Genomic DNA, 22,760 nt, shown 5'->3' on the forward strand with positions numbered 1-22,760 from the left:
CGGAAGACGACATGCGTGACACTGACAACCTGATGGAACTGGCGGACGCGTCCCGGGAGGCCATCGTGGGCTTCCTGCGGGAGATGATCGCCATCCCGGCGGAGAGCTGCCGGGAGGAGGCCCGCTGCCGGCGGGTCAAGGCGGAGTACGAGGCGCTGGGCTTCGACGAGGTCCATTTCGACGGCCTGGGCAGCGTCATCGCGCGGGTGGGCAACGGACCCCTGCACTTGCTCTTCGACGGCCACATCGACTGCGTGGGCGTGGGCGACGCGGCCAGCTGGAGCCACGACCCCTTCCAGGGCAAACGGGAGGACGGCAAGGTCTGGGGCCGCGGCGCCGTGGACGAGCTGCCCGCCATCGCCTGCATGGCCCACGGCATGGCGGCGCTCAAGCGGGCCGGCTGGCCCGAGGGCGTCACGGTCTGGCTCTGCGCCAGCGTGATGGAGGAGGACTGCGACGGCCTGCCCCTGCAGCACCTGATCGAACAGGAGGGCCTGAAGCCCCACGCCGTGATCCTGGGTGAACCCACGGACATGGCCATCTATCGCGGCCACCGCGGCCGGATGGAGATCAGCGTGACCACCCGCGGCGTGGCCGCCCACGGCGCACATTGCGAGCGCGGCGTCAACGCCATTTACAAGATGGCCCCGATCCTGCAGGACATCGAGGTGCTGAACGCCACGCTGGCCGCGGACGACTTCCTGGGCAAGGGCACGGTGACCGTGTCCTACATCGACTGCCGGACGCCCAGCCTGTGCGCCGTGCCCGACCAGGCCCGGATCTGGATCGACCGGCGCCTCACCAAGGGCGAGACCGTGGAAGGCGCCCTGGAGCAGATCCGCACCCTGCCGCACATCGGGGACGCGGCGGTGGAACTGCCGACCTATGATGCCGTCAGCTGGCGCGGCCTGGCGGTCAAGCAGCCCAAGAGCTTCCCCACTTGGGTGCTGGAGGAATCCCATCCGCTGGTGCAGGGGGCCGTGGAGGCCGTGCAGGCCGAGCTGGGTGCCGTCCCCCGTGTGTCACGCTGGACTTTCTCCACCAACGGCGTGGCCAGCATGGGCCGGCTGGGCATTCCCACCATCGGATTCGCCCCGGGCAAAGAGGAACTCTCCCACTCCACCGGCGAGTGGGTGTCGGAGGACGACCTGGTGAAGGCCGCCGCCGTGTACGCGCGCCTGGCCGTCGTGTTGGCGGCGCGCAAGAACGAACTCATGTGAGGAGCCCTATGGAACACAAGTACAGAGGCAGGGATTTCATCACCACCCAGGACTGGAGTACCAGCGAGCTGGAGGAGATCATCGAGCTGGCCCGCCAGTTGAAACTGGGACGCAAGATGGGCGTGGGCAACCGCGTGCTGGACGGCAAGACGCTCTACATGATCTTCTTCGACTCGTCCACGCGCACGCGCAACTCCTTCGAGACGGGCATGACCCAGCTGGGCGGCCACGCCATCTTCCTCTCGCCGGACAAGATGCAGATCAGCCACGGCGAGAACGCCAAGGACACGGCCAACGTGCTCTCGCGCTACGGCGAGGGCATCGCCATCCGGCACTGCGCCTTCCGCGAGGGCAATCAGTACCTGCGCGAGGTGGCCGAGCACGCCAGCGTGCCCGTGATCAACATGCAGTGCGACGTGTATCACCCGTGCCAGATCCTGGCCGACTACCTCACCATGCGGGAGCGCTTCGGCTACAAGCGCAAGCTCAAGCTGGGCGTGGCCTGGACCAGTGCGCCCAACTACGTCCGGCCGCTCTCCGTGCCCCAGAGCCTGATCCTGATGATGCCGCGCTTCGGCATCGACGTGACCCTGGCCTACCCGGAGGAGTTCCGCCTGATGCCCGAGATTGAGGAGCAGGCGCGCCTCAACGCCGCGGCGGGCGGCGCGAAGTTCGAGATCAGCCACAAGTTCGAGGACGCCTTCGCCGACGCGGACGTGGTCATCCCCAAGTCCTGGGGCCCGCTGATGCACACCACGGAGAAGGCCGAGGGCCTGCGCCTGATCGAGCAGTACCCCACCTGGCGCTGCGACAAGCGGCACATGGAGCTGGGCAAGGAGGACATGATCTACATGCACCCGCTGCCCGCCGACCGTGGCCGCGAGGTGACCGACGAGGTGATCGACGGCCCGCAGTCCGTGGTCTACGACGAGGCGGAGAACCGCCTGCACGTGCAGAAGGCGCTGATGGCGATGGTCATGTAGCCCCGGCGTCAGCCGCCCGGATTTTCCACCTTCCCCCGTCGCCCGGCGGGGGAAGGCTGTTTTTGGAGGAACCATGTCACACGTGGAGCTCGGCTGCGTGGAGTGCGGATCCCGCTATCCCGAGGATCCCGCCCTGCTGGTCTGTCCCGCCTGCGCCGCGCGGCAGGAGGCCGGCGGCCACACCCGGGGCGTGCTGCTGGTGCGGCACGCGGAGCTCCCGGACTACTGGCCCCAGGCGCACGGCGAGTGGCGCGGCTGGCTGCCGCTGCCCGACGGGCTGGAGCTGCCGCGCTTCCCTGTCGGTGACACACCCCTGCTCCACGGCGCGGCTCTGGGGGCGCGGCTGGGCATCCCGCACCTCTGGCTGAAGGACGACACGCGCAATCCCAGCGGATCCACCAAGGACCGCGCCTCCTGGCTGGTGTGCGCCAAGGCGCTCCAGTTCGAGCTGGAGACCGTGGCCACGGCCTCCACGGGCAACGCGGCCACGGCCCTGGCCTGCTGCGCGGCGGCCTTCGGCCTGCAGGCCGTGGTCTTCGTGCCGGTGACGGCGCCGGCCGCCAAGCTGCTGCACATCCGTGCCTGCGGCGCCACGCTGCTGGCCGTGGAGGGCAGCTACGACCAGGCCTTCGAACTCTCCAGCGCGGCCTGCCTGGCGCGCGGCTGGTACAACCGCAACACGGCGCTCAACCCCTACACCATCGAGGGCAAGAAGACGGCCCTGCTGGAGATGCTCGCCCAGGCGCCTGGCCACGCGTTGGACGCGATCTTCGTGGGCACGGGGGACGGCGTGATCTTGGGCGGCCTTGGCAAAGGGATCGCCGACCTGCAGCAGGCGGGACTGTTGGGCGAGGCGCCGCGCCTCTACGCGGTCCAGGCGGGTTCGTCCGACGCCCTGGCCCGGGGATGGGAGGCCTGCGACGCCGCCGCCGCCCGGGTGCCGCGGGCCGACAGCGTGGCCGACAGCCTCAACGTGGAGGCGCCGCGCAACGCGCAGCACGCGCTGCAGGTGCTGGCGGCCACCCGGGGCGGCTGCGTGCGGGTGAGCGACGAGGAGCTGCGCTCCGCCATCGCCCTGTTGGGCGCTGCGACGGGCATCTTCGCCGAGCCCGCCGGCGCCGCGGCCCTGGCCGGGCTGCGCAAGGCCCTGGAGCTGGGCCTGGTGGACACCCATGAGCGCGTGGCCCTGCTGATCACGGGCAACGGCCTGAAGGACCCCGCCGCCGCGGGCAGCCAGCTGCCGGACGCTCTGCGGGTGGCTCCGCGCCTGGAGGCCCTGCCCAGATACATCTGATGCGGGCCGATTGTGGTCCTACCCGGCCCCCGCCAATCGAGCTCTCGGCCGGCGTGGCCCTGGGCAAGGATTTCCCGCCCCCGGCAGCCTGATCCCCCTCAACCCCAAGCAGATCCGCCCCCTTCACAACTCCTGAAGTTGGAAGCTCCTGAAACTCAGGAGTTTGCGCCCTTCCCAGCTCTTGGCACTGCTCTTGCCAACGGAGTCTGCGACACAAGTCGAAAGGAAGGCGGCCATGGCCGAGCTGCAGGAAAGCGAGCGGCTGCGGGGCAAGAAAGCGCTCTTCGTGTTGGGGGTCGGCCTGGGCTACCAGGTGACCGCCATTCGCGAGCGCAAGGACCCGCGGGCCCGCGTGTACGCCATCGAGCGCTACGAGGAGGTCTTCAACCGGGCTGCGGAGACGCAGAACTGGGACCTCCAGGCCACGCCCGACGTGGAGTTCTGGGTGGGAGTGGACATTGACTCCGTGCTGCAACACCTGGACGAAATCACGGCGGACATGGAGGAGTCCGATTGGGACATCATCACCAATCGCCCCTCCATCCGGCTGGACCCGGAATACTACAAGCGCCTGATCCGTGAGCGGCGGCCCTCGGCGCGGCGGCGGCGCGAACCGCAGAGCTGAGCATGTCTCCAGCGGACGACCCACGCCGGCGGCTTCTGCTGCTGGGCGACGGTCTCTGGGCGGCGGCCGCGCTGCGCCATCTGGCCGTCCGCCACGTGCTGCCGGCCGTGGTGGAGCGGAGCTGCCCGACGGATGACAGCCTGGCCCGGGCCGCCCGGGAGGCCGGTCTTCCGCTGGTCCGGCTGGCCGACGTGAATGCCCCCGACGCACGGGAGTGGATCCGCTCCCTGGCTCCCGACCTGCTCCTCTCCGTCTCCTACGACCAGATCTTCCAGCGCCCGCTGCTCAGCCCACCCCACCCGCCCGTGCTCAACCTGCACGCCGGCCATCCGGACCGCCAGCGGGGCCGCGCCGTGCTCTGCTGGCAGCTGCTGGAAGGGGTCCGCGAGCTGGAGTTGACGGTGATGCGCGTGACCCGCGGCATCGATCGCGGTCCCGTGCTGGGCGTGTCACACGTCGCGCTGGGGGAGGATGACGAGTACGGCCAGGCTCTGGAGCGGGTCTGCGCTGCCGTGCCCGCCGTGCTGGACCAGGCGCTGGCCGCCCTGGCGGGGGAGCGCGCGCTCCCCGGGGATGCGGCCGCGCAGCCGGTCTACTATCCCCGCCGCCGGGCCGGCGACGAGTGGCTGGACTGGAATCGGGACTCCGCCGACCTGCTGAGGCTGATTCGTGCCCTGGCGCCGCCCAACTGCCTGGCCGCCACGCGGCTGGGAGAGCGCGAGCTGCGCGTGCGGCGTGCGGCGGCCTGCCCTGACTTTCCGGCGGGTGTCGCCGGCGTGCCCGGCGCGGTGATCGGCCGGGACCCCGTGCGCGGCCTGCTGGTGAAGACCGGCGACGGCGCGCTCTGGCTGGGCGAGCTCTGGACCCCCGAGGGCGAACGGGTCCCGCAGCAGGAGTTCCACCTCTCCGACCGCTTCGGCAACGGGACCCTGGCCGAACTGGAATCGCTGCGACGGCGGGTGGGCCGGCTCGAGGAACGCCTGGCCGCTCTGGAAGGAGTCGCGCATGCGGGTTGACGCGCTGATCCCCGCGCGGGCGGGCTCCCGGCGCCTGCCGGGCAAACACCTGCTGCCGCTGGGCGGCCGGCCCCTGCTGGACTGGACGCTGCTGGCGGCCCGGGCGGCCGGGATTTTTCGGCGGATCACGCTCTCCACCGACGACCCCGCCCTGCGGGAGCGCGGGCTGGAGCTGGGCCTGGATCCCTTCCCCCTGCGTCCGGCCCGCCTGGCCACCGACGTCAGCCGCAGCGCCGACGTGCTGGCGCACTACCTGGAGTGGCTGCCCTCCGCCGGACTGGAGCTGCCGGACTGGGTCATGCTGCTGCAGCCCACCTCGCCCTTCCGCGGCGCGGAGCGGATCCGCGAGGCCTGCGGGCTGGCCGAAGAGCGGGGCGGCGACGTGGTCTCGCTGGGCCCCGTGGGCAAGCCACTGGAGTGGTGCCGCGAGCTGCGGGACGGCCGGGCCCGGGCCTGGAGCTGTCCGGAACCCGCGCCCGCGTGGCGGCTCAACGGCGCCATCTACCTCACGCGCGTGGAGCGCTTCCGGGCGGACGGCTGCCTGCTGCCCGCCGAGCCCCTGGCGCTGCTGATGGAGGACTGGGAGTCCGTGGACATCGACACGCCCCTGGACTGGCTGCAGGCCATGGGCGTGGCCAACGGCCGCAACCCCGCGTCGGAGGCGGCATGAGCGACGTGCGCGGACTGCTGGGTGCCGGCCGCCCCTGGGTGATCGCCGAGATCGGCGTGAATCACAACGGCCGGCTGGACGAGGCCCTGGAGTTGGTGGAGGTGGCCGCCCGCTGCGGCGTGCAGGCTGTCAAGTTCCAGGCCTTCCGGGCGGAGCGTTTGGTGCGCCGCAACACGCCGCTGGCCGCCTACCAGGCCCGCAATCTGGGAGCGGATCCGGGCGGGCAGTTCGCCCTGCTCAAGGGCCTGGAGATCGACCTGGACTCACTGGAGGCCTGTGCCCGACTGGCCCGCCGGAGCGGTCTGGCCTTCGGTGTCACACCCTTCGACGAGATCTCCCTGCAGGAGATCATCGGCCTGGAACCCGACTTCGTCAAGCTGGGCTCCGGCGACGCGGACAACCAGCCCCTGCTCGAAGCGGCGCGGGACTGCGGCCGGCCCGTGCTGGTCTCCACCGGGATGTGCAGCCTGGCGGAGGCCGCCCGCGTGGTCCGCTGGTTTGACGGCGCCCACGAGCGGCTGGCCCTGCTGCACTGCGTCTCCGCCTATCCGGCGCCGGAGGATTCCTGCAACCTGGCCGTGTTGCCGCACTTGCGCGAACTCGGCTGCGTCATCGGTTTCAGCGACCACACCACGGGCACGCGCGCCGCGCCTCTGGCCGTCGCCCTGGGCGCCGAGATCCTCGAGCGGCACGTCACGCTGGATCGCTCCGCCCCCGGTCCCGACCACGCCTGCTCCAGCGACGAGCGGGGCCTGCGGGACTGGCTGGCCGAACTGGCGGCCGTGCGCGCGCTGCTGGGCGACGGGATCAAGCGCACCATGCCCTGCGAGGAGGATGTGCGCCGGGCCGCGCGCAAGTCGCTGCTGCTGGCGCGCCCCCTGGCGGCGGGCGAGATCCTGACGCGGGAGGACGTGCGCTGTCTGCGGCCCGCCGACGGCCTGCCGCCGTGGTGGCTGCCGCACTTCGTCGGACGCCGGGCCGCCCGGGACCTGGAGGCGGGCCGCCTGCTGCATCCCCTGGACTGGCTGGAGGCGACATGAAAGTGCTGGCCGTGACCGGTAGCCGCTCGGACTACGATCTGCTGGAGCCCGTGCTGCGGCAGATCGAGGCGCATCCGGGCCTGGAGCTGACGCTGGTGGTGACCTGTGCGCATCTGGCCAAGGCCTGGGGCGGCACGGGCGCGCGCATCCACGGGTTCAGCCGCACGCTGCTGCGGCCCACGCTCATCGATTGGGACAGCCCGGAGGCCCGGTTGAAGAGCATGGGCCTGGAGCTCATCGCGCTGGCCCAGGATCTGGCGGAGGAGCGCCCGGATCTGGTGCTCGTGCTGGGGGACCGCGAGGACGCGCTGCTGGCGGCCACCGCGGCTTCCTACAGCTGGATTCCGGTGGCCCACATCTTCGGCGGCGACCTGGGGCACGCCACCGTGGACGACAGCGTGAGACACGCCGTCAGCAAACTCGCCCATCTGCATTTCGTCGCCTCGGAGGGCAGCCGGGACGTGCTGTTGCGGCTGGGTGAGGATCCGGGCCGGATCCACGTCTGCGGCAATCCCGCCCTGGACCGCATTCGGCGGCTGCCCGCCTGGCCGGCGGAGCGTCTGCTGGAGAGTTTCGGCATCGTGCCCGCCCGGCCGCTGATCCTGGTCTGCCAGCATCCCGTGGGGCCCAATCCCCAGGCCGCGGCCGCGGAGCTGGAGCTGATCCTCGCGGTCTGCCGCCGGGTGGACGCCCAGGTGGTGGTCAACACTCCCAACAGCGATCCCGGCTCCTCCGGGCCGCTGCGGGTCTGGGAGGAGGCGGACCAGGTGATCCGGGTCCGCAATCTGGAGCAGGAGGCCTGGGTGGCGCTGCTCAAGCGCTGCAACCTGATGCTCGGCAACTCGTCCGCCGGACTGCTGGAGACGCCCTTCCTGGGCATTCCCGCCGTGAACGTGGGAGCCCGGCAGCGCGGGCGCAGCCACGCGGGCAACGTCCAGTTCGTGGAGGCGGAGGCCGAGGGCCTGCAGGCGGCCATCCACCGGGCGCTGGACGACGCGGACTACCGCGCGCAAGTGCGCGGGCTGGCCTGCCCCTTCGGCGACGGGCACGCCGCCGAGCGCGTGGTGGGCGACCTGGCCGGGCTGGAGTGCCGCAGCCTGCTGCCCAAGCGCCACATCCTGGCTCGGAGTCCCGCGTGAAGCCGCCCAGCCGCGTGTTCCACCCCGACCAGGTGGTGGAGATCGCCCTGCCGCTGCAGGAGGCCGTGGCCCGCATCGACCGCAACCGCTGCGGCGCGGTCTGCGTCATCGACGCGCGCCAGCGGCTGCTGGGCATGCTCACCGACGGCGACATCCGCCGCCAGGTGCTGCGGGGAACGGACCTGCGCCAGACGCCGGTGGGCGAAGCCATGCAGCGCCGTCCCGTCACGGCCACGCCGGACTTCAGCCGCAACCAGCTCCGGCACCTGATGCGCGCCCGCTCCATCTCGCAGATCCCCATCGTCGACGCGGACAACCGCCTGCTCTGGCTGGCCCTGGCCGCCGAGCTGCTGGAGGCGCCGGTCAGCGGGCGTCCGGCCCTGATCATGGCGGGCGGGCAGGGCACGCGACTGCGCCCGCTCACGCTCTCCCGCCCCAAGCCCCTGCTGCCCGTGGCCGGCCGGCCCATCCTGGAGCACGTCATCGAGCGTCTGGTGGAGTGCGGCTTCAGCCAGGTGCTGGTCTCCACGGGCTACCACTCACAGATGATCGAGGACCAGCTGCAGGACGGGCGCCAGTTCGGGGCCTCCATCCGCTACCTGCGCGAGGAGACTCCCCAGGGCACCGCGGGTGCGCTGGCCCGGCTGCCGGAGGACGTCGGCGGCGAATTGCTGGTCATGAACGGGGATATCCTCACCACCGTGGATTTCTCGGTCCTGCTGGAGAGCCATGTGGCCAGCGGTGCGGACATGACCGTGGCCGTGCGCGAGATGGTGGAGCAGGTGGAGTACGGCGTGGTGCGGGTGGAGGGCGAGTGGGTCCAGGCCATCGAGGAGAAGCCGCGCCGCAGCCTGCTGGTGAACGCGGGCATCTACGTGGTGGGGCCGCGCCTGCGCGCTCTGGTGCCCGCCGACGAGTCCTTTGACATGACCGACCTGATTCGCTGGGGTATCGGCGAGCGGCGCCGGGTGCGCAGTTATCCGCTGCGCGAGTTCTGGCTGGACATCGGCCGGATGGCCGACTACGAGCGGGCCAACCGGCTGGCCCAGCGGCTCGGAACGGACGGCGGCGGGGGCTGGCTGGGGCACCTGTCGCGGGAAACGCGCGAAACCGTCGAGGAGTGCCTGACATGATTCCGCTCAGCGAACCCAGCCTGGGACCCCGCGAGGCCGCCCGGGTCCAGGAGTGTCTGGCCGAGGGATGGGTGTCCGCGGAGGGTCCGTGGACGGGACGCTTTGAGTCCGCCGTGGCCGCCCTGCACGGGCCGCACATGCACGCGGCAGCCTGCTCCAGCGGTACGGCGGCCCTCCAGCTGGCGCTCATCGCACTTGGCCTGCGCCCCGGCGAGCTGGTGATCGTGCCCGCCCTCAGTTTCGCGGCCACCGTGAACCCGATCATCCACCTGGGCGCCGAGCCCGTCATCCTGGACGTGGAGGAGGACTCGCTGGGCCTGAGTCCCGAGGCCGTCAAGAACTGGCTGGAGCGCGAGACCCTGCGCCGGCAGGGCGCCGTGTTCGAGCGCCGCAGCGGCCGGCGGGTCTTTGGACTGCTCCCCGTGCATCTTTACGGCCTGCCCTGCCGCATCCATGACCTCGCCCAGCTCGCCCTCGAGTTTGGGCTGACGCTGCTCGAGGACAACGCCGAGGCCCTGGGGGCCAGGGCGCGCGGACGACTGACGGGGACCTTCGGACACGCCTCGATCCTCTCCTTCAACGGGAACAAGACCATCACGGCCGGCGGCGGCGGCATGGTGCTCTCGGCGGACGAGGGCGTGACGGCCCGGGCAGCCTACTGGGCCAACCAGGCGCGCCGTCCCGGTCAGCCGGACCCGGACGACTACGGCTTCAACTTCCGGCTCAGCAGCCTGCAGGCCGCGCTGGGTCTGGCCCAGCTGGAACGCCTGGACGAGTTGCTGGCCGGCCGCCGCGCGCAGCACGAGGCCTATCGCGCGGGTCTGGCCTCGCTGGGTCTGGGCCTGCTGGAGGGGCAGGCGGGGGACGACCCCAGCTGGTGGCTGAATATCGCGCAGGGCCTTGGCCGCCGTGAAATGGAGGGGCTGGTGGCGGATCTGGCCGCCCGGGGCGTGCAGGTCCGCCGGGTGTTCCGGCCCTTCGACTGCTGGCCGCTCTACTCGGCCTATGCGCGGATGGAATGCCGCACGGCCCGCCAGTCCTACGAGAACTGCCTGGCCCTGCCTTCCTCGTCCCAGCTGGACGCAGCCGGCCGCGCGGCCGTGCTGGACGCCCTGGCCTCCCACCTGGCGGCCCCGCTGCCGGTGGAGGCGGCGTCATGAGAATCCTGATCCCCGGGCTCAAGGCCTGGCCCTACCACCACGAGGTGGAGCACTTCCTGGGCGAGGCGCTGCGCGCCGCCGGCCACGAGGTGCTGTTCCTGGGCTGCTCGCGCGCGGGGATGAGTGCCTGCGAGTGCGTGGACCGCGCCGTGCGCGAGGTCGCCGGCAGCCACGCGGCCTTCTGCGCGGGTTGTCACACGCGCCAGGGCGGGGTCCACCAGCGGGCGGGATTCCCGGAGCTGCCGGTTCCCTCCGACGAGACTCTGCAGCGCGAACTCGACCGCCTGCTGGCCAGCCTGGATCACCGGCAGCTGCTGGAACTGCCGGTGGCCGGACACACCCTGCGCGAGCTGGCGGGACCCTCCCTGCGCCGCTGGGCCCGCTCCGGCCGCGAGTTGGAGAGCCGGATTCCGCTGGACGTGCTGCGCGAGCACGCGGCCCAGGCCCTGCGCCTGGACGCCCTGCTGCCGGAGCTGCTGCGCCGCGAGCGCATCGACATGCTGCTCCTGCTCAACGGGCTCTTCCTCTCGGAGCGCGTGATCGCGGAGCTGGCGCGGAGCGCCGGCCTGCGCGTGGTGAACTACGAGCGCGGCCATGCCCGCAACACCTTCGCGTTCTCCGACGGTCAGCCCGCCTGCTACCTGGAGCTGGACGAGTCCGTGCCCTTCCACGCGGAGCCGGATCCGCTGGCCGGGCGTTACCTGCAGGGCCGGGCGCTCAACCGCGACGCCTCCACGCGCTTCGGCACGGGCGCGGAGTCCGGCGCCGCCGCGCAGCGCGAGCGGCCGCTGGTGCTGGTGCTCACCAATGTCTGCTGGGATTCCGCCGTCTGCTCCCGGGGCGACGGCTTCGGCGGCTACCTGAACTGGCTGGGCGCCGTGCTGGACGAGGCGCGCCGCCGGCCGGAGACGGACTTCGTGCTGCGCGTCCATCCCGGCGAGGCCCGCCTGCAGTTCGATCCAACCCTGGACCGGACGGAGGACTGGCTGGCGGAGCAGGCGCCGCCCCCCAACCTGCGCGTGGTGGGTGCGGACGATCCGGAGTCGAGCTACGAGTTGATGGCCGCGGCCACGGCGGGCCTGGTCTACGTGACCTCCGCCGGGCTGGAGATGGCCGGCTTGGGCAAGCCCGTGATCACCTGCGGGCGCGTGCACTACGCCGGCCGGGGCTTCACGCTGGACGCGGCCGACGCGCCGGACCTGACGCGCCGGCTGGACCAGGCCCTGGGCGCCCCGTGTCCCGCGGACTGGGGCCAGCGGGCCCGCGCCCACGCCGGGCGCCTCTTCCTGGATGGCCCCACGCCCTTTCCCTGGGTGGACGAGGTGGAGTACGGCCGGCCCCAGCGGGTGGCCGCTCCGGTCACGGCCGCTACCCTGCGGGCGGACGCGCTGCTGGCCCGCCTGGTGGACTACCTGGTCGGCGCGGTGGCCCGGCCTTGCAGCCTGCGCGAATTGCTCGAGCAGCCGCAGCTCTGTCCCCTGCCCTTCCACTTCGGCAGCCGGCTGGTGGCGGATCCCGTCCGGCTGGCCGTGCTGATCCCGGCCCACCAGCGGCCCGACTCGCTGCGGAGCTGCCTGCGGGCCTGGCTGGCGCAGGAGGATCCCGCCGCGCTGCTGCGCATCCTGGTGGTGGACGACGGCAGCACCCCGCCGCTGGAGCCCGTCATCCAGGCCTTGCAGGCGGAGGCCGCGGAATCCGGGTCGCGGGCCCAGCTCGAAATTCTGCGGCTGGAGGTCAACGGCGGACCGGCCAAAGCACGCAACGCCGGGCTGCGGCAGTTGCTCCACAGCGGGGCGGCCGTGGACCGCATCCTGATCACGGGCGATGACATGCGGCCCGAACCGGGCTACCTGGCCCGCCTGGCCGCCGAACACGTGGCCTGGTCCGATCCGCGCGTGGCCATCCTGGGGCGCGTGGAGTGGGACGACAGCCGCGGTGTCACACGCGTGATGCGCCTGGTGGAGCGCAACGGCATGCAGTTCGGGTTCCAGTCCCTGCCCGCCCGGGCCTGGCTGCCCGCGCAGTTTTTCTACACCTGCGCCGTGGCCCTGACTCCCGCCTTTCTGCTGGCCAGCGGCCTCGAGTTCGCCGAGGACTTCCCCCACGCGGCCTGGGAGGACGTGGAGTTCGGCGTGCGGGCCATGGAGCGCGGGCTGATCCTGGTCCACGACGCCGCGCAGCGGCTCCGGCACGACCACCCCACGGATTACGCCGGGTTCGCCCGCCGCCAGCGCAAGGCCGGGGCCTGCGCCCGCGTCTTCCAGGCCCGGCGGCCGCGCGAATACGCGGCCATCTGCGGCCAGCCGCCCACGGATCCCCCCGACCGCCTCTCCATGCGCCAGCTGGAGGCGGCACTGGGCGAACTGGCCAAGCTGGACCTCGCGCCCCTGCGCATCCTGCCGGGGGCGGAGCGCGCCGGCGACCTGGCCGGCCAACTGGACCGCGAGCAGGACCGTCTGCTGGAGACCCTGTTCCGTCTGCACTCGGACGCGGGCTGGTTCGGCGCCCCGCCCATTCCCCAGGGTCCGGGCACGCCCGGCCTGCTCTCCGTGCTGATCCCCGTCTTCAACCAGCTCGAGCTGACCCGGGCTTGTCTCACGGCCCTGGAGCGCCACAGCGGCGGACCGCTGGAGATCATCGTCGTGGACAACGCCTCCAGCGACGGCACGGCGGAGTTTCTGGCCGTGACGCCGCACGTCCACCTGCGCAACGAGCGCAACCTGGGTTTCGCCCGGGCCACCAACCAGGCGGCCGCCGTGGCGCGGGGCGAGTGGCTGGTCCTGCTCAACAACGACACGGAAGTCCTGCCGGGTTGGGACGCGGCCCTGCGCCAGGAGTTGGCCAACCCGGCCACCGGCGCCGTGGGCCTGCGCCTGCTCTACCCGGACCGGACCATTCAGCACGCGGGGCTGGTCTTCGGCCCCGACCACCTGCCCTGGCACGTGTTCCGCGGCTTCCCGGCGGAGGCGCCGGAAGTGATGAAGCGCCGCAACCTCTGGGCGCTCACGGGCGCCTGCCTGGGCCTGCGGCGCGCGACCTGGCAGGCGCTGGGCGGCCTGGACGAGAACTTCATCAACTGTTACGAGGACGTGGATCTCTGCCTGCGCGTGCGCGCGCTGGGGCTGGACTGCGTCTACCAGCCCGACGGCGTGGTGTTGCACCACGAGGGCCGCAGCGCCGGGCGCAACGAGCGGGTGGGCCACAGCTGGCTGGTCCTTCAGGAGAAGTGGGCCGGACGGCTGCCGCACGACGAGGATGAGGTGCTGGGCCCCGAGGGTTGGCGCGCCCAGCGCAGCCCCGGCAGCCTCAGCCTGAAGCGCCTCCCGCCGCCCGTGACGGCGCGGGCGCCCGAGCTGCGCCGCCAGGCCGAGGACCTGCTGCAGCTGGGGCGCGTGGAACAGGCCCGGGAGCTGCTCGCGCGCGCCCTGCAGGACGCCGGTCCCGCCGCCCGCACCGGCGAGTTGCGGCGCGCGCTGCTGGAGCTGGAACTGCGCGTGGGCAACCTCGCGGCGGCGAAGAACTGGGCCACCGGCCTGCGCCCCACCCCGCGTCAGGCCCGGGAGCTGGAGCGCCAGCACGGCGAACTGGCGCGGCGGCAGCAGGAACTGGGTTTGCAGGTGGAGCCGTGACACGCTGCCGGATCATCCAGCTCGCCCGGCTGGGCGACCTGCTGCAGAGCCTGCCGCTCTGCCGGGCGCTGCGCGAACGGGGCGAGGTGGAGCTGGTGCTGGCCTTTGATCCGGGCCAGCGCCTGCGGCGGGAGGCCGACCGTTTGCGGATCGTGGAACCCTGGAGTCTGGCCCGGGCGGCCCGGCGGCCCGCGCTCTTTCTGCATCGCCTGCGCGACGCCCTGGGCGGAGACGAGGGGTTGGACGCGCCCGTGGATCTGCAGATCTGCCTGAACGAGGATCCGGCGGCCACGGCCCTGACGCGCCTGCTGCCCGCCCGCCGGAAGCTGGGGGCGGGCGTGCCCGGCGACCCCTACCCGAGCTGGCTGCGGCTGGCCGTGGAACACCGGCGGGAGAACCGCCTGCAGCTGGCAGAGGCCATGCTGGCCTGCTTGCCCGGCGTGGCGACCCCCGCCCCCCGCGCCGCCGAACCCGGTCCGGGCGATCTGGTCATGCACGCGGGCAGCGGGAGTCCCGCGCGGCGCCTGTCCGCGGAGTTCTGGACCCGGTTGGCCCGGGAGCTGCTGGAGCGGATTCCCCACCGTCGATTGCTGCTCACCGGCGGGCTGCTGGAGCAGACGGACTGCGCCGAGCTGGAGCGGCAGATCCAGCGGCCGGACCGCGTGCTCAACGTCAGCGGCAGCCTGGATCTGGACGAACTCCAGGATCTGCTGGACGACGCCGCCCTGGTGCTGGCCCAGGACACGGGCGTGCTGCACCTGGCGGCCCACCTGCGCCGGCCGCTCATCGGGCTCTACCATGGCTCGGCCTCGGCCCGTGAGACGGCGCCCTGGCTGGATGGCGCGCACGTGCTGCAGATCCGGGCGGACTGCGCGCCCTGCGTGGAGGGGCAGCCCAGCTGCGCGGACTACTTCTGCCGCAGCCGCATCCGTCCCGACGAGGTGGCCCGCCTGGGCGCGGCATTGGTGGGCGTGGGAGGGATCCCCGACCTGAATGGCGAAGAATGCTCGCACTGGATTTGCCGCGCGGATGCCGGCGGCGTCCGGCTAGTTCCGGCCCAGGGGGTGGAGGATCCGGCGTCGACGGCCGAGCGCGAGCGCCAGCTCTTCCTATTGCGCGGGCTGGGCTCCGCGGCCCTGCCTCGGGATCTGGCGCTGTCACACGGACGGGACTGGGCCCGCCAGGCCGGCCTGACGCCCGCCGCCTGGCGCGATCGGGAGTGGTTCCATCCGCCTCGCGACCTGGCCGGTCAGTGGCACTGGCTGCAGGGCGACTCTCGGCAGGGGGAGTCGGCGTGAAGCTCGCCTGGTCCGAGGCCGCCCGGCGTTGCGGCGCTCAGCCGGCCTATCCGCTGGAGGCCGCGCCCGACGGGGACTGGAGTTTCCGGCTGCCCGACGGCCGGCTGGGCTGCTCGGCCCGGGCGCCCCTGCGCGAGGCCCGGCTGCGTGTGGCTGATTTGTTGGATTCGCCCAGCGTGCTGCTGCTGGGGCTGGGCGCCGGGCACGAACTGGATCTGCTGCTGCGGGACGGAAGCGGCCAGATCCTGGTGGTGGAGGCGGACCTGCGCTCCCTGGCCACCACCCTGGAGCGCTGGCGCCGGTTGGGCCGGGATCTGCCAGCTGACTCCCGCTGCAGCCTGCTGCTGGCCCCGTCCGATGGGGAGCTCTGCGCCGGTCTGGCCGCGCTGCTGGAGAACGAACACGCGGAACGGCCCGTGCTGGTGCGCGCCGCCTGCGCGGACCTCTGGCGGACCGGGACTCCCGGCGCCGCCGGACTGGTGGAGGATCTGCTCTGCCGCCGGGCCAGCGCCCGTGCCCAGGAGGAGCTGCTGCGCGAGAACGCCGGGCTGAATCACGCCCGTCTGCTGCAGGCCGCCGACGTGGCGGAGCAGCGCGGCGGCTGGGGGGCGGATCCGGTGGTGGTCCTGGGGGCTGGACCGAGTCTGGGGGACGACCTGCAGCGCCTGGCGGAGTGCCGGGCGGAAGGCGTGCGGCTGCTGGCCGTGAACACGGCGCTGCCGGTGCTGGAAGGGCGGGGACTGCTGCCCGACGCCGCCGTGGCCACGGATCCCAGCCCGCTGCTGGGCGCGGACTTGCCGCGGGGCGCCGCCTGGTCCCATGTGCCGCTGGCCGTGTTTCCCGGCACCTGCCCCGCGCTGGTGCGGGGCTGGCCCGGTCCCCTGTGGCTGGCCCTGCCCGAGGGTCCCGGGCTCTTCGAGCAGGAGTGGCACGGGCGGCGACCGGGAACCCTGCGGGCCGGCTGCGGGACGGTGGCCGGTCCGGCCCTGGCTCTGGCCGCCTGGCTGAGCGCCGGTCCGCTGCTGCTGAGCGGCGTGGACCTGGCTGCGGATGGCCGGGGTCACGTGGCTGGCGTGCGGCGCCCGGCGGACACGCCGCGGCCGGACTTTGGATTTGCCCGGCGTCGAATGGGGGAATGGGTGCGCGAGTTGCGTCGGGCGGGCCGGCAGGTGCGGGGCCTGTCTCACGCCCCGGACTGGCTGCCGCGGGAGGAGAACGAATGAACGCGCTGGAGATCGTCCGTGCCCGCTGGCCCTGGCTGGCGGATTCCCTGGCCGCCATCCGGCCCGACGAGGGCGGGCAGTGCCTGCAGCAGGGCGGCCGGCGCCGCCTCGTGGTCCACGGGCAGAGCCTGGTCTCACCGGTGGATCCCCGCCGGGAGGCCGAACGCTGGGCCCAGTCGGTGCTGGCCGACGGCGCCGACCGCCGCGTGCACGTCATCGGCCACGGCACGGGCTGGGAGGTGGAGGCCCTGCTGCAGCGTGGCGTGCGGGCCCTCTGGCTGCACACGGACGAACTGGCGCTGCTGCGCTTCGCGCTGGAGCACTGGGACCGGCCGGAGGCGCTGGCGGATCCGCGGGTGGAGTTCGCCGAGCTGGAGGCTTGCGCCAGCCTGGCCGAGCCCGCCGACCTTGTGCTGGAGACACCGTTCTGGAAGCGGAGTTTTCCCGAGGCCTGCGCCGTGCGCCGCGTCGCGCTGGGCCACCTGCGCTCCGCCGCGTGGCGCTTGCGCATCCTGGTGGTGGAGCCCATCTACGGCGGCTCGCTGCCCATGGCCCGCAGCGCCGCCGCCGCCCTGCGCGAACTGGGGCACGAGGTGCGCAGCGTGGACTTCTCGGCCATGGCATCGGCCCGCCAGTCCCTGCACGACTTCGCCGACCGCCATCCTGGCTCGGGCGCGCTGGCCGGCGACTTCACGCGCATGCTGGGCCGCATGCTGCTGGTGGAGGCGCGGGCCTTCCGGCCGGATCTCGTGCTGGGCCTGGCCCAGAGCCCCTTCACGCCTGAGTGCGCCACCGCCCTGCGCGAGGCGGGAGTGCGCAGCGCCTTCTGGTTCGTGGAGGACTTCGAGACCCTGGATTACTGGAAGGGCCTGCACGGCGCCTTCGACCTCTTTCTCACGATCCAGCGGGGCCGCTTTCACCAGGAACTGGCCGCGCTCTCCTCAGCGCCCGTGGCCTACCTGCCCACCTGCGCGGATCCCGCGCTCTGCCACCCCGAACCCTGGCTGGAGGGCGCTCCGCCGGAGCTGAGCTTCGTCGGGGCCGGCTACTTCAACCGCGAGCGGCTGTTTCTGGAGCTGCTGGACCTGCCGCTGCGCATCTGGGGCTCGGACTGGCGCGCCCACGGACCCCTGCGGCCCCTGCTGCAGGACGGCGGCCGCCGCACCACGCCGGAGCTCAACCGCCGGATCTTCTCCAACAGCCGGATCAACCTGAACCTGCACTCCTCCAGCTACCACGCGGGGATCCACCCCCAGGGCGACTTCGTCAACCCGCGCACCTTCGAGATCCTGGCCTGCGGCGGCTTTCAATTGGTGGACCGGCGCAGCCTGTTGCCGGGACTGCTGGAGCCCGGCCGCGATCTGCTGTGTTACGAATCCGTCGCCGAGTTGCGCCAACTCATCCGGCACTATTCCCAACACGAGGAGGAGCGCCGCGCCATCGCCGAGACCGGCCGCCGCACCGTGCTGGCCCGCCACACCTACCAGCGGCGGATGGCCGAACTGCTGGAGCTGCTGTTGCTCCAGGGCGAGATCTTCCCCGCCGCCGCCCGGCGCCAATCGCTGGAAGATCCGGGCGCGGACCACGAGCTGGCCGCCTGGCTCGAGGCCCTGCCGGCGGAGCTGCCGCGGGACTTGGACGCCGTGGCGGACTGGCTGCGCGGTCGGCAGGCTCCGCTGGACGAGACCGGCGCCGCCCTGCTATACATGCAGGAGCTGCGCGACTGGGCCCGCGACCGCGGCGTGGAGCGGATGCTGGAGCAGGTCCGTCATGGATAGGATCCTGGTGCTCAACCTGACCCGGATGGGCGACATCATCCAGACCGGGCCGCTGATCCTCGGGCTGCGCGCGCGCCATCCCCAGGCCTGGCTGGGCCTGCTTACGTTGAAGACCTTCGCGGGGGCGGCGCGCCTGCTGCCCGGCGTGGACGAGTGCCTTGAATTGGATCAGGACCTGGCGGTGGGCCTCCTGCTCGAACCCGGGCGCGGCCTGGCCGAGAAGTCCGCCTGGTTTCTGGCGCGCCTGCGCGAACTGCGCGGCGCCGGCTGGGACCTGGTCATCAACGTCACCCACAGCCGGGACAGCGCCGTGCTGGCGGACTTCCTCTCCCGCGGCGAGACCCGCGGCATCACCATCCACCCCGACGGGCGCATCAAGGTCGAGCACGACTGGGCGCGCTACTTCTTTTGTGTCACGGGCAATCGAGCGGTCAACCACTTCAACCTGGTGGACATGTACCGGCTGGCGGGCGGACTGGGGCCGCACGAGGGCGAGCGGCTGGCTCTGCACCTGGGCCCGGCGGCCCATTCCCGTGCGGGCGAGCTGCTGGCGGGCTTGGAGTGCCGGCCCCTGGTGCTGATCCAGCCCGGCGCCAGCAAGGAGAACCGCCGCTGGCCGCCCGAGCGCCTGGCGGAGGTGATGCAGTCCCTGCACGCCGCCTGCGGTGCATCCTTCCTGGTGGTGGGCTCCGGCTCCGAGCGCGCGCTCGGCCTGGAGCTGGCCGCCCGGGTGCCGCAGTTGCCCCTGCGCGTGCTGGCCGGGCAGACCAGCCTGGCGGAGCTGGGCGCGCTCTGCGGCCGCGCCGACCTGCTGATCACCAACGACACGGGCACGCTGCACGTGGCCGCCGCTGCCGGTCTGCCCAGCGTCAGCCTGTTCATCGCCACCGCCCTGCCCTGGGAGACCGGCCCCTGGCTGCCCGGCTGTCTCGTGCTCCAGGTGGACATGGAGTGCGCGCCCTGCAGCCACCAGGTGCTGTGCCCGCACGTCATGTGCCGGGAGCGGATCCCCGCGACCACCGTGCGCGACGCCGCCTTGAGCCTGCTGCACGCCCGGGGCCTGGCGCCCGCGCCGCCGAGGCAGTGGGCCGACGGCCCGGAGACCCTGGTCTGGGAGACTCGCCGGGACGCCCAGGGCCTGCAGGACCTGCGCCTGCTGAGCACGCGCCGGGCGGGTGTGGCCGAACTGGTGGCCCGCTGCTACCGGCGATTGTGGACCGAATTGCTGGGCGCGGGCGCGCCCGTCGCCCTCCCTTTTACCGCCGAGCTGGAGCCGTGGCTGCGCGACTGGGAATTGCCGGCCGCCGGCTTCCCGCGGGAACTGGCCGAGCTGCGGCAGGATCTGGACCACTTGCTGGAACTGGCCGCCGGCGGGCTGGAGCTGGCCCGCGACGCGCGCCGCGAGCTGGACGGCCCGGCACCCAGCACCCAGCGGCTGGAGGAGATTGTCGCCGCGCTGCCCCGGGTGGACGACCAGCTCTTCACCCACGAACTCAGCCGCCCGCTGCTGCGTCCGCTGGGCGTGCTGTTCCGCTTCGAGAAGGAGCAGTTGGACGCCTGGCAGTCCCTGGACGACCTGGGGCGGGCCACCGAGGAGACCTACGGGCGCCTGTTGGAGCGTGGCCGCCGGTTGGCGGCACTGGTCTGTGAGACACAGGCTGTGCTGGAATCCCGCAACCGGGAGGCCGCCGCATGAATCCGCCGGCCTTCGTGGCAGCCCCGGCCCGCTCCGGCGAGCCCAGCCTGCGCCTCGTGGGCCCGGCGGGCGAGTGCTGGGTGCACAGCGCCGTGGATCCCCGCCGCGAGGCCCAGGGCCAGCTGGAGCGGCTGGCGGCGGACGGCCGCTGCCTGGTGGTGGCGGCGGGCGGCGGACTGGGCTGGCTGGCCCGTGTCCCGGCGGCCGGGCCCCTGGCGGGCGTGCTGCTGCTGGAGCCGCCGGAGAGTCCGGCGGGCCTGGCCGGGGATTGTGGCGCCCAGGTCCTGCGCGGCTCGGCGCCCGAGCTGGTGGCCGAGGTCACCCGGCGCCAGCTGGCCCTGGGTTGGCCGGACCTGTTGGTGGTCCACAACCCGGCCTACGGACGCTTCTTTCCGGACTGGCTGACGGGCCTCGGCCAGTTCCTGCCGCCGGGCCGGCTGCCGTCGCGGGTGGGGGCGGACAGCGGCCGCGCCGCCCGCAGCTGGCCGCCCCGCACCGTGCTCATGCCCGACTCGGGCTACTTCCTGTTGCGGGAGATCCGCGAGGCCCTGGAGGAGCTGGGCACGCGCGTGGTGCTGGTGCCGCTGCGCCAGGGCCGGGCCGCGGCCCCGCCCGGCGCGCGTCCGGGCACGGAGGCCGACGTGGACTACGCCGACCGCCTGCTGCAGGCCGTGCTGGCCCACCGGCCAGACCTGCTGCTCACGGTCAACCACCTGGGCCTGGACCGCGAAGGCCGCATCCAGGACCTGCTGGCCAGCCTGGACGTGCCGCTGGCGGTCTGGTACGTGGACAGCCCGGAGTACATCCTCGAGGACGCCCCCTGCGCGCTGGGCGAGGAGAGCTTCCTGTTCTGCTGGGAGCGGGCCTGGTTGCCGCGTCTGGCGCAGCTTGGGCGCGCGCGGGCTTGGCACCTGCCGCTGGCCGGCAGTCCAGGTTTCGCCCGGGCGGGTACGCCGCGCCGGGACTTCAGCCTGGTCTGCGGGAGCAACCAGAGCGCCCTGCGCAAGTGGCGCGAGCGCCTGGACTGTCCGGCCCGCCTGGAGGGGGAGCTGGATTCCCTGCTGGAGCAGGCCGTGGACTTCTCCAGCGCCGCGCTGCCCGACGACGAACTGCGCGGCCGGCTGGAGGGCGGGGGCTATCCCGGTTTAGCTGCCTGGGCCGATTCCGCGGCCCGGCGCCGGCTGGCCAGCCTGGTGGTGCTGCGGGCCACCCGCGACGACCGTCAGCGGCTGGCGCGCCGCTTCCTGGATCAGGATTTCTGCCTGCACGGCGATGCGGGCTGGCGCGCCCTGCTGCCCGCGAGCCGGGTCGCGCCGCCCCTGGATTATTACCGTGAGCTGGCAGACCACTACAGCACGGTCCGGGTCAGCCTCAACACCACCAGCCGCCAGATGCCGGGCACGGTCAACCAGCGGCTCTTCGACGCACCCCTGGCGGGCAGCGCCGTGCTGACGGACTGGCGCCGGGACCTGGACGAGCTGTTCGAGCCCGGCCGCGAGGTGCTGGTCTACCACGAGCCCGCCGAGGCGCTGGAACTGGGCCTGGAGCTGGCGCGCGACGAGCCGGCCCGCCGGCAATTGGTGGAACGGGCCCGGGCGCGCATCCGCGGGCAGCACCTCTACACCCACCGGCTGCGCAGCCTGTTGGATTGCATGGGAACGATCCTGGGCCGCGAACGGCCTGGGCACAGCCTCCGCCCGGCGGCGGAAAAGGAGCGGGAATGCACATCCTGGTGAACGGAACCCGGCGGGAGGATCTGGAGACCCGCCATGCCGGACGGCTGCCCGGCGACCTGCTGGAAATCCTTGGCACCGAGTTCTTCCGCGCCGGCCAGCTGGTGGTGGGCGTGCAGGTGGACGGCACGGACGTCACCGGCGCGGACCGCTCCGAATGGGGCCAGCGCGCAGGCGTGCAGGAGCTGGCCCTGCTGATCCAGTCCCCCGGCCAGCTGCTGGCGGGCTCGCTCAAGGTCAGCCTGGAGTGGCTGCCCCTGCTGCGCACGGAGCTGTCCGCCTGCGCCGACCGCTTCCGGCTGGGCGAGGACGCCCAGGCCATCGACGCGCTGATCCGCGTGGTGGAGGGCCTGCGCCTGCTCTTCCTCGGCATCGGGCAGATCCAGCGCCTGCTGCTCAACCAGGAGCTGGCCTCCAGCGCCCTGGTGGAGGGCTTCCAGGCCGAGATCCCCCGCCTGCTGGACGAGATCATCGTCGCCCAGGAGGGGCGGGACTGGATCCTGCTGGCCGACCTGCTGGAGTACGACGTGATGGACCAGTTGTCGCGCTGGGAGGAGACGGCCGCCGCCCTGCTGGAGGAGCTGGCGTGAGCGCCGTGGACCCGGACCGCCTGGCCGCCCTGGAGGAGTGGCTCGGACTGGTGCGGGAGTTCCTCACGGCCCATCCCCACGGCTCCGAACTGGATCCCGGGACGCTGTCCACGCTGCTGGAGCGCCGCGAGCTGCTGCTGCCCCGCCTGCAGGCCGGGGGCAAGTTCGAGCGACCCGAGGCCGAGGCGGCGCTGCGGCTGCAGATCCTCGAGGAGGAGCTGCAGCGGCGCGTGCTGCACGACCTGGAGCGCCGGCGCAAGGAAATGGCCGACCTGGACCGCACGCGCCACGCCCTGAAGGGCTACGGCGAGGAGCTGGGCAAGTCGGAGCCCCGGCCCCCGCGCTTCGTCGACACCCGCAGCTGAGCGCCCGGGGCCGCGCCGGTCCGCCTGGACCCGCCCGGCCCGGCAAAGCTCAACTGAGGCCTTTCTCTATATTGATCAGCGGTCGCCGCGCGGTGCGCGGCTTTTTCATGCCCGCCAGGCGGGTCGGCGCAAGCGAACAATACCAGGCATCGTGATAGCAGGAGGATT

The 22,760-nt window shown here is 72.8% G+C and carries 18 protein-coding genes; all 18 read left to right on the forward strand.

The window, feature by feature from the left end:
- Positions 1-11: 11 nt before the first annotated feature.
- The 18 genes from WC326_04840 (at position 12) to WC326_04925 (ending at position 22,592) form a co-directional block, all read left to right on the forward strand.
- Positions 12-1,220, forward strand: coding sequence for a YgeY family selenium metabolism-linked hydrolase (locus tag WC326_04840; protein ID MFA7330383.1), 1,209 nt, complete (start codon positions 12-14; stop codon positions 1,218-1,220).
- Between the two features lie 8 nt (positions 1,221-1,228).
- Entirely contained in the window at positions 1,229-2,203 is a 975-nt protein-coding gene (locus tag WC326_04845; protein MFA7330384.1) for an ornithine carbamoyltransferase, read from the forward strand.
- Positions 2,204-2,276: 73 nt separating this feature from the next.
- Positions 2,277-3,497, forward strand: a complete 1,221-nt coding sequence (locus WC326_04850; GenBank protein ID MFA7330385.1) for a pyridoxal-phosphate dependent enzyme — start codon at positions 2,277-2,279, stop codon at positions 3,495-3,497.
- 235 nt (positions 3,498-3,732) lie between these two features.
- Positions 3,733-4,122 (forward strand): hypothetical protein, encoded by a 390-nt coding sequence (locus WC326_04855; GenBank protein MFA7330386.1) that lies wholly within the window; start codon positions 3,733-3,735, stop codon positions 4,120-4,122.
- Positions 4,123-4,124: 2 nt separating this feature from the next.
- Positions 4,125-5,138 carry a formyltransferase family protein gene (locus WC326_04860; protein MFA7330387.1) on the forward strand — a complete coding sequence of 338 codons (1,014 nt, stop codon included), beginning with the start codon at positions 4,125-4,127 and terminating at the stop codon, positions 5,136-5,138.
- Entirely contained in the window at positions 5,128-5,808 is a 681-nt protein-coding gene (locus WC326_04865) for an acylneuraminate cytidylyltransferase family protein (GenBank protein MFA7330388.1), read from the forward strand. The genes WC326_04860 and WC326_04865 overlap by 11 nt, the downstream gene beginning before the upstream one ends.
- The gene (locus tag WC326_04870) at positions 5,805-6,848 is read left to right on the forward strand and encodes an N-acetylneuraminate synthase family protein (protein MFA7330389.1); all 1,044 of its coding nucleotides are present in this window, start codon (positions 5,805-5,807) and stop codon (positions 6,846-6,848) included. Before WC326_04865 ends, WC326_04870 begins: the two co-directional genes overlap by 4 nt.
- Positions 6,845-7,987: a UDP-N-acetylglucosamine 2-epimerase gene (gene neuC / locus WC326_04875; GenBank protein ID MFA7330390.1), complete on the forward strand. Its 1,143-nt coding sequence runs from the start codon at positions 6,845-6,847 to the stop codon at positions 7,985-7,987. The genes WC326_04870 and neuC overlap by 4 nt, the downstream gene beginning before the upstream one ends.
- Positions 7,984-9,120: a nucleotidyltransferase family protein gene (locus WC326_04880; GenBank protein MFA7330391.1), complete on the forward strand. Its 1,137-nt coding sequence runs from the start codon at positions 7,984-7,986 to the stop codon at positions 9,118-9,120. Before neuC ends, WC326_04880 begins: the two co-directional genes overlap by 4 nt.
- Positions 9,117-10,280 (forward strand): aminotransferase class I/II-fold pyridoxal phosphate-dependent enzyme, encoded by a 1,164-nt coding sequence (locus WC326_04885; GenBank protein ID MFA7330392.1) that lies wholly within the window; start codon positions 9,117-9,119, stop codon positions 10,278-10,280. The genes WC326_04880 and WC326_04885 overlap by 4 nt, the downstream gene beginning before the upstream one ends.
- Positions 10,277-13,909 carry a glycosyltransferase gene (locus WC326_04890; GenBank protein MFA7330393.1) on the forward strand — a complete coding sequence of 1,211 codons (3,633 nt, stop codon included), beginning with the start codon at positions 10,277-10,279 and terminating at the stop codon, positions 13,907-13,909. The genes WC326_04885 and WC326_04890 overlap by 4 nt, the downstream gene beginning before the upstream one ends.
- Positions 13,906-15,207 carry a glycosyltransferase family 9 protein gene (locus WC326_04895; GenBank protein ID MFA7330394.1) on the forward strand — a complete coding sequence of 434 codons (1,302 nt, stop codon included), beginning with the start codon at positions 13,906-13,908 and terminating at the stop codon, positions 15,205-15,207. Before WC326_04890 ends, WC326_04895 begins: the two co-directional genes overlap by 4 nt.
- On the forward strand, positions 15,204-16,430 hold the full coding sequence (locus tag WC326_04900) for a 6-hydroxymethylpterin diphosphokinase MptE-like protein (protein MFA7330395.1): 1,227 nt from the start codon (positions 15,204-15,206) through the stop codon (positions 16,428-16,430). The genes WC326_04895 and WC326_04900 overlap by 4 nt, the downstream gene beginning before the upstream one ends.
- Complete coding sequence (locus WC326_04905) at positions 16,427-18,208, forward strand: glycosyltransferase (protein MFA7330396.1); 1,782 nt, start codon at positions 16,427-16,429, stop codon at positions 18,206-18,208. The genes WC326_04900 and WC326_04905 overlap by 4 nt, the downstream gene beginning before the upstream one ends.
- Entirely contained in the window at positions 18,201-19,904 is a 1,704-nt protein-coding gene (locus WC326_04910) for a glycosyltransferase family 9 protein (protein ID MFA7330397.1), read from the forward strand. The genes WC326_04905 and WC326_04910 overlap by 8 nt, the downstream gene beginning before the upstream one ends.
- Positions 19,901-21,640, forward strand: a complete 1,740-nt coding sequence (locus tag WC326_04915) for a glycosyltransferase (protein ID MFA7330398.1) — start codon at positions 19,901-19,903, stop codon at positions 21,638-21,640. Before WC326_04910 ends, WC326_04915 begins: the two co-directional genes overlap by 4 nt.
- A complete protein-coding gene (locus tag WC326_04920; protein ID MFA7330399.1) occupies positions 21,625-22,227 on the forward strand; it encodes a hypothetical protein in 603 nt (200 codons plus the stop codon). Before WC326_04915 ends, WC326_04920 begins: the two co-directional genes overlap by 16 nt.
- The gene (locus WC326_04925; GenBank protein MFA7330400.1) at positions 22,224-22,592 is read left to right on the forward strand and encodes a hypothetical protein; all 369 of its coding nucleotides are present in this window, start codon (positions 22,224-22,226) and stop codon (positions 22,590-22,592) included. The genes WC326_04920 and WC326_04925 overlap by 4 nt, the downstream gene beginning before the upstream one ends.
- Positions 22,593-22,760 lie beyond the last annotated feature (168 nt).

The organism is Candidatus Delongbacteria bacterium, from assembly GCA_041675285.1.
GTDB lineage: Bacteria > CAIWAD01 > CAIWAD01 > CAIWAD01 > CAIWAD01 > CAIWAD01.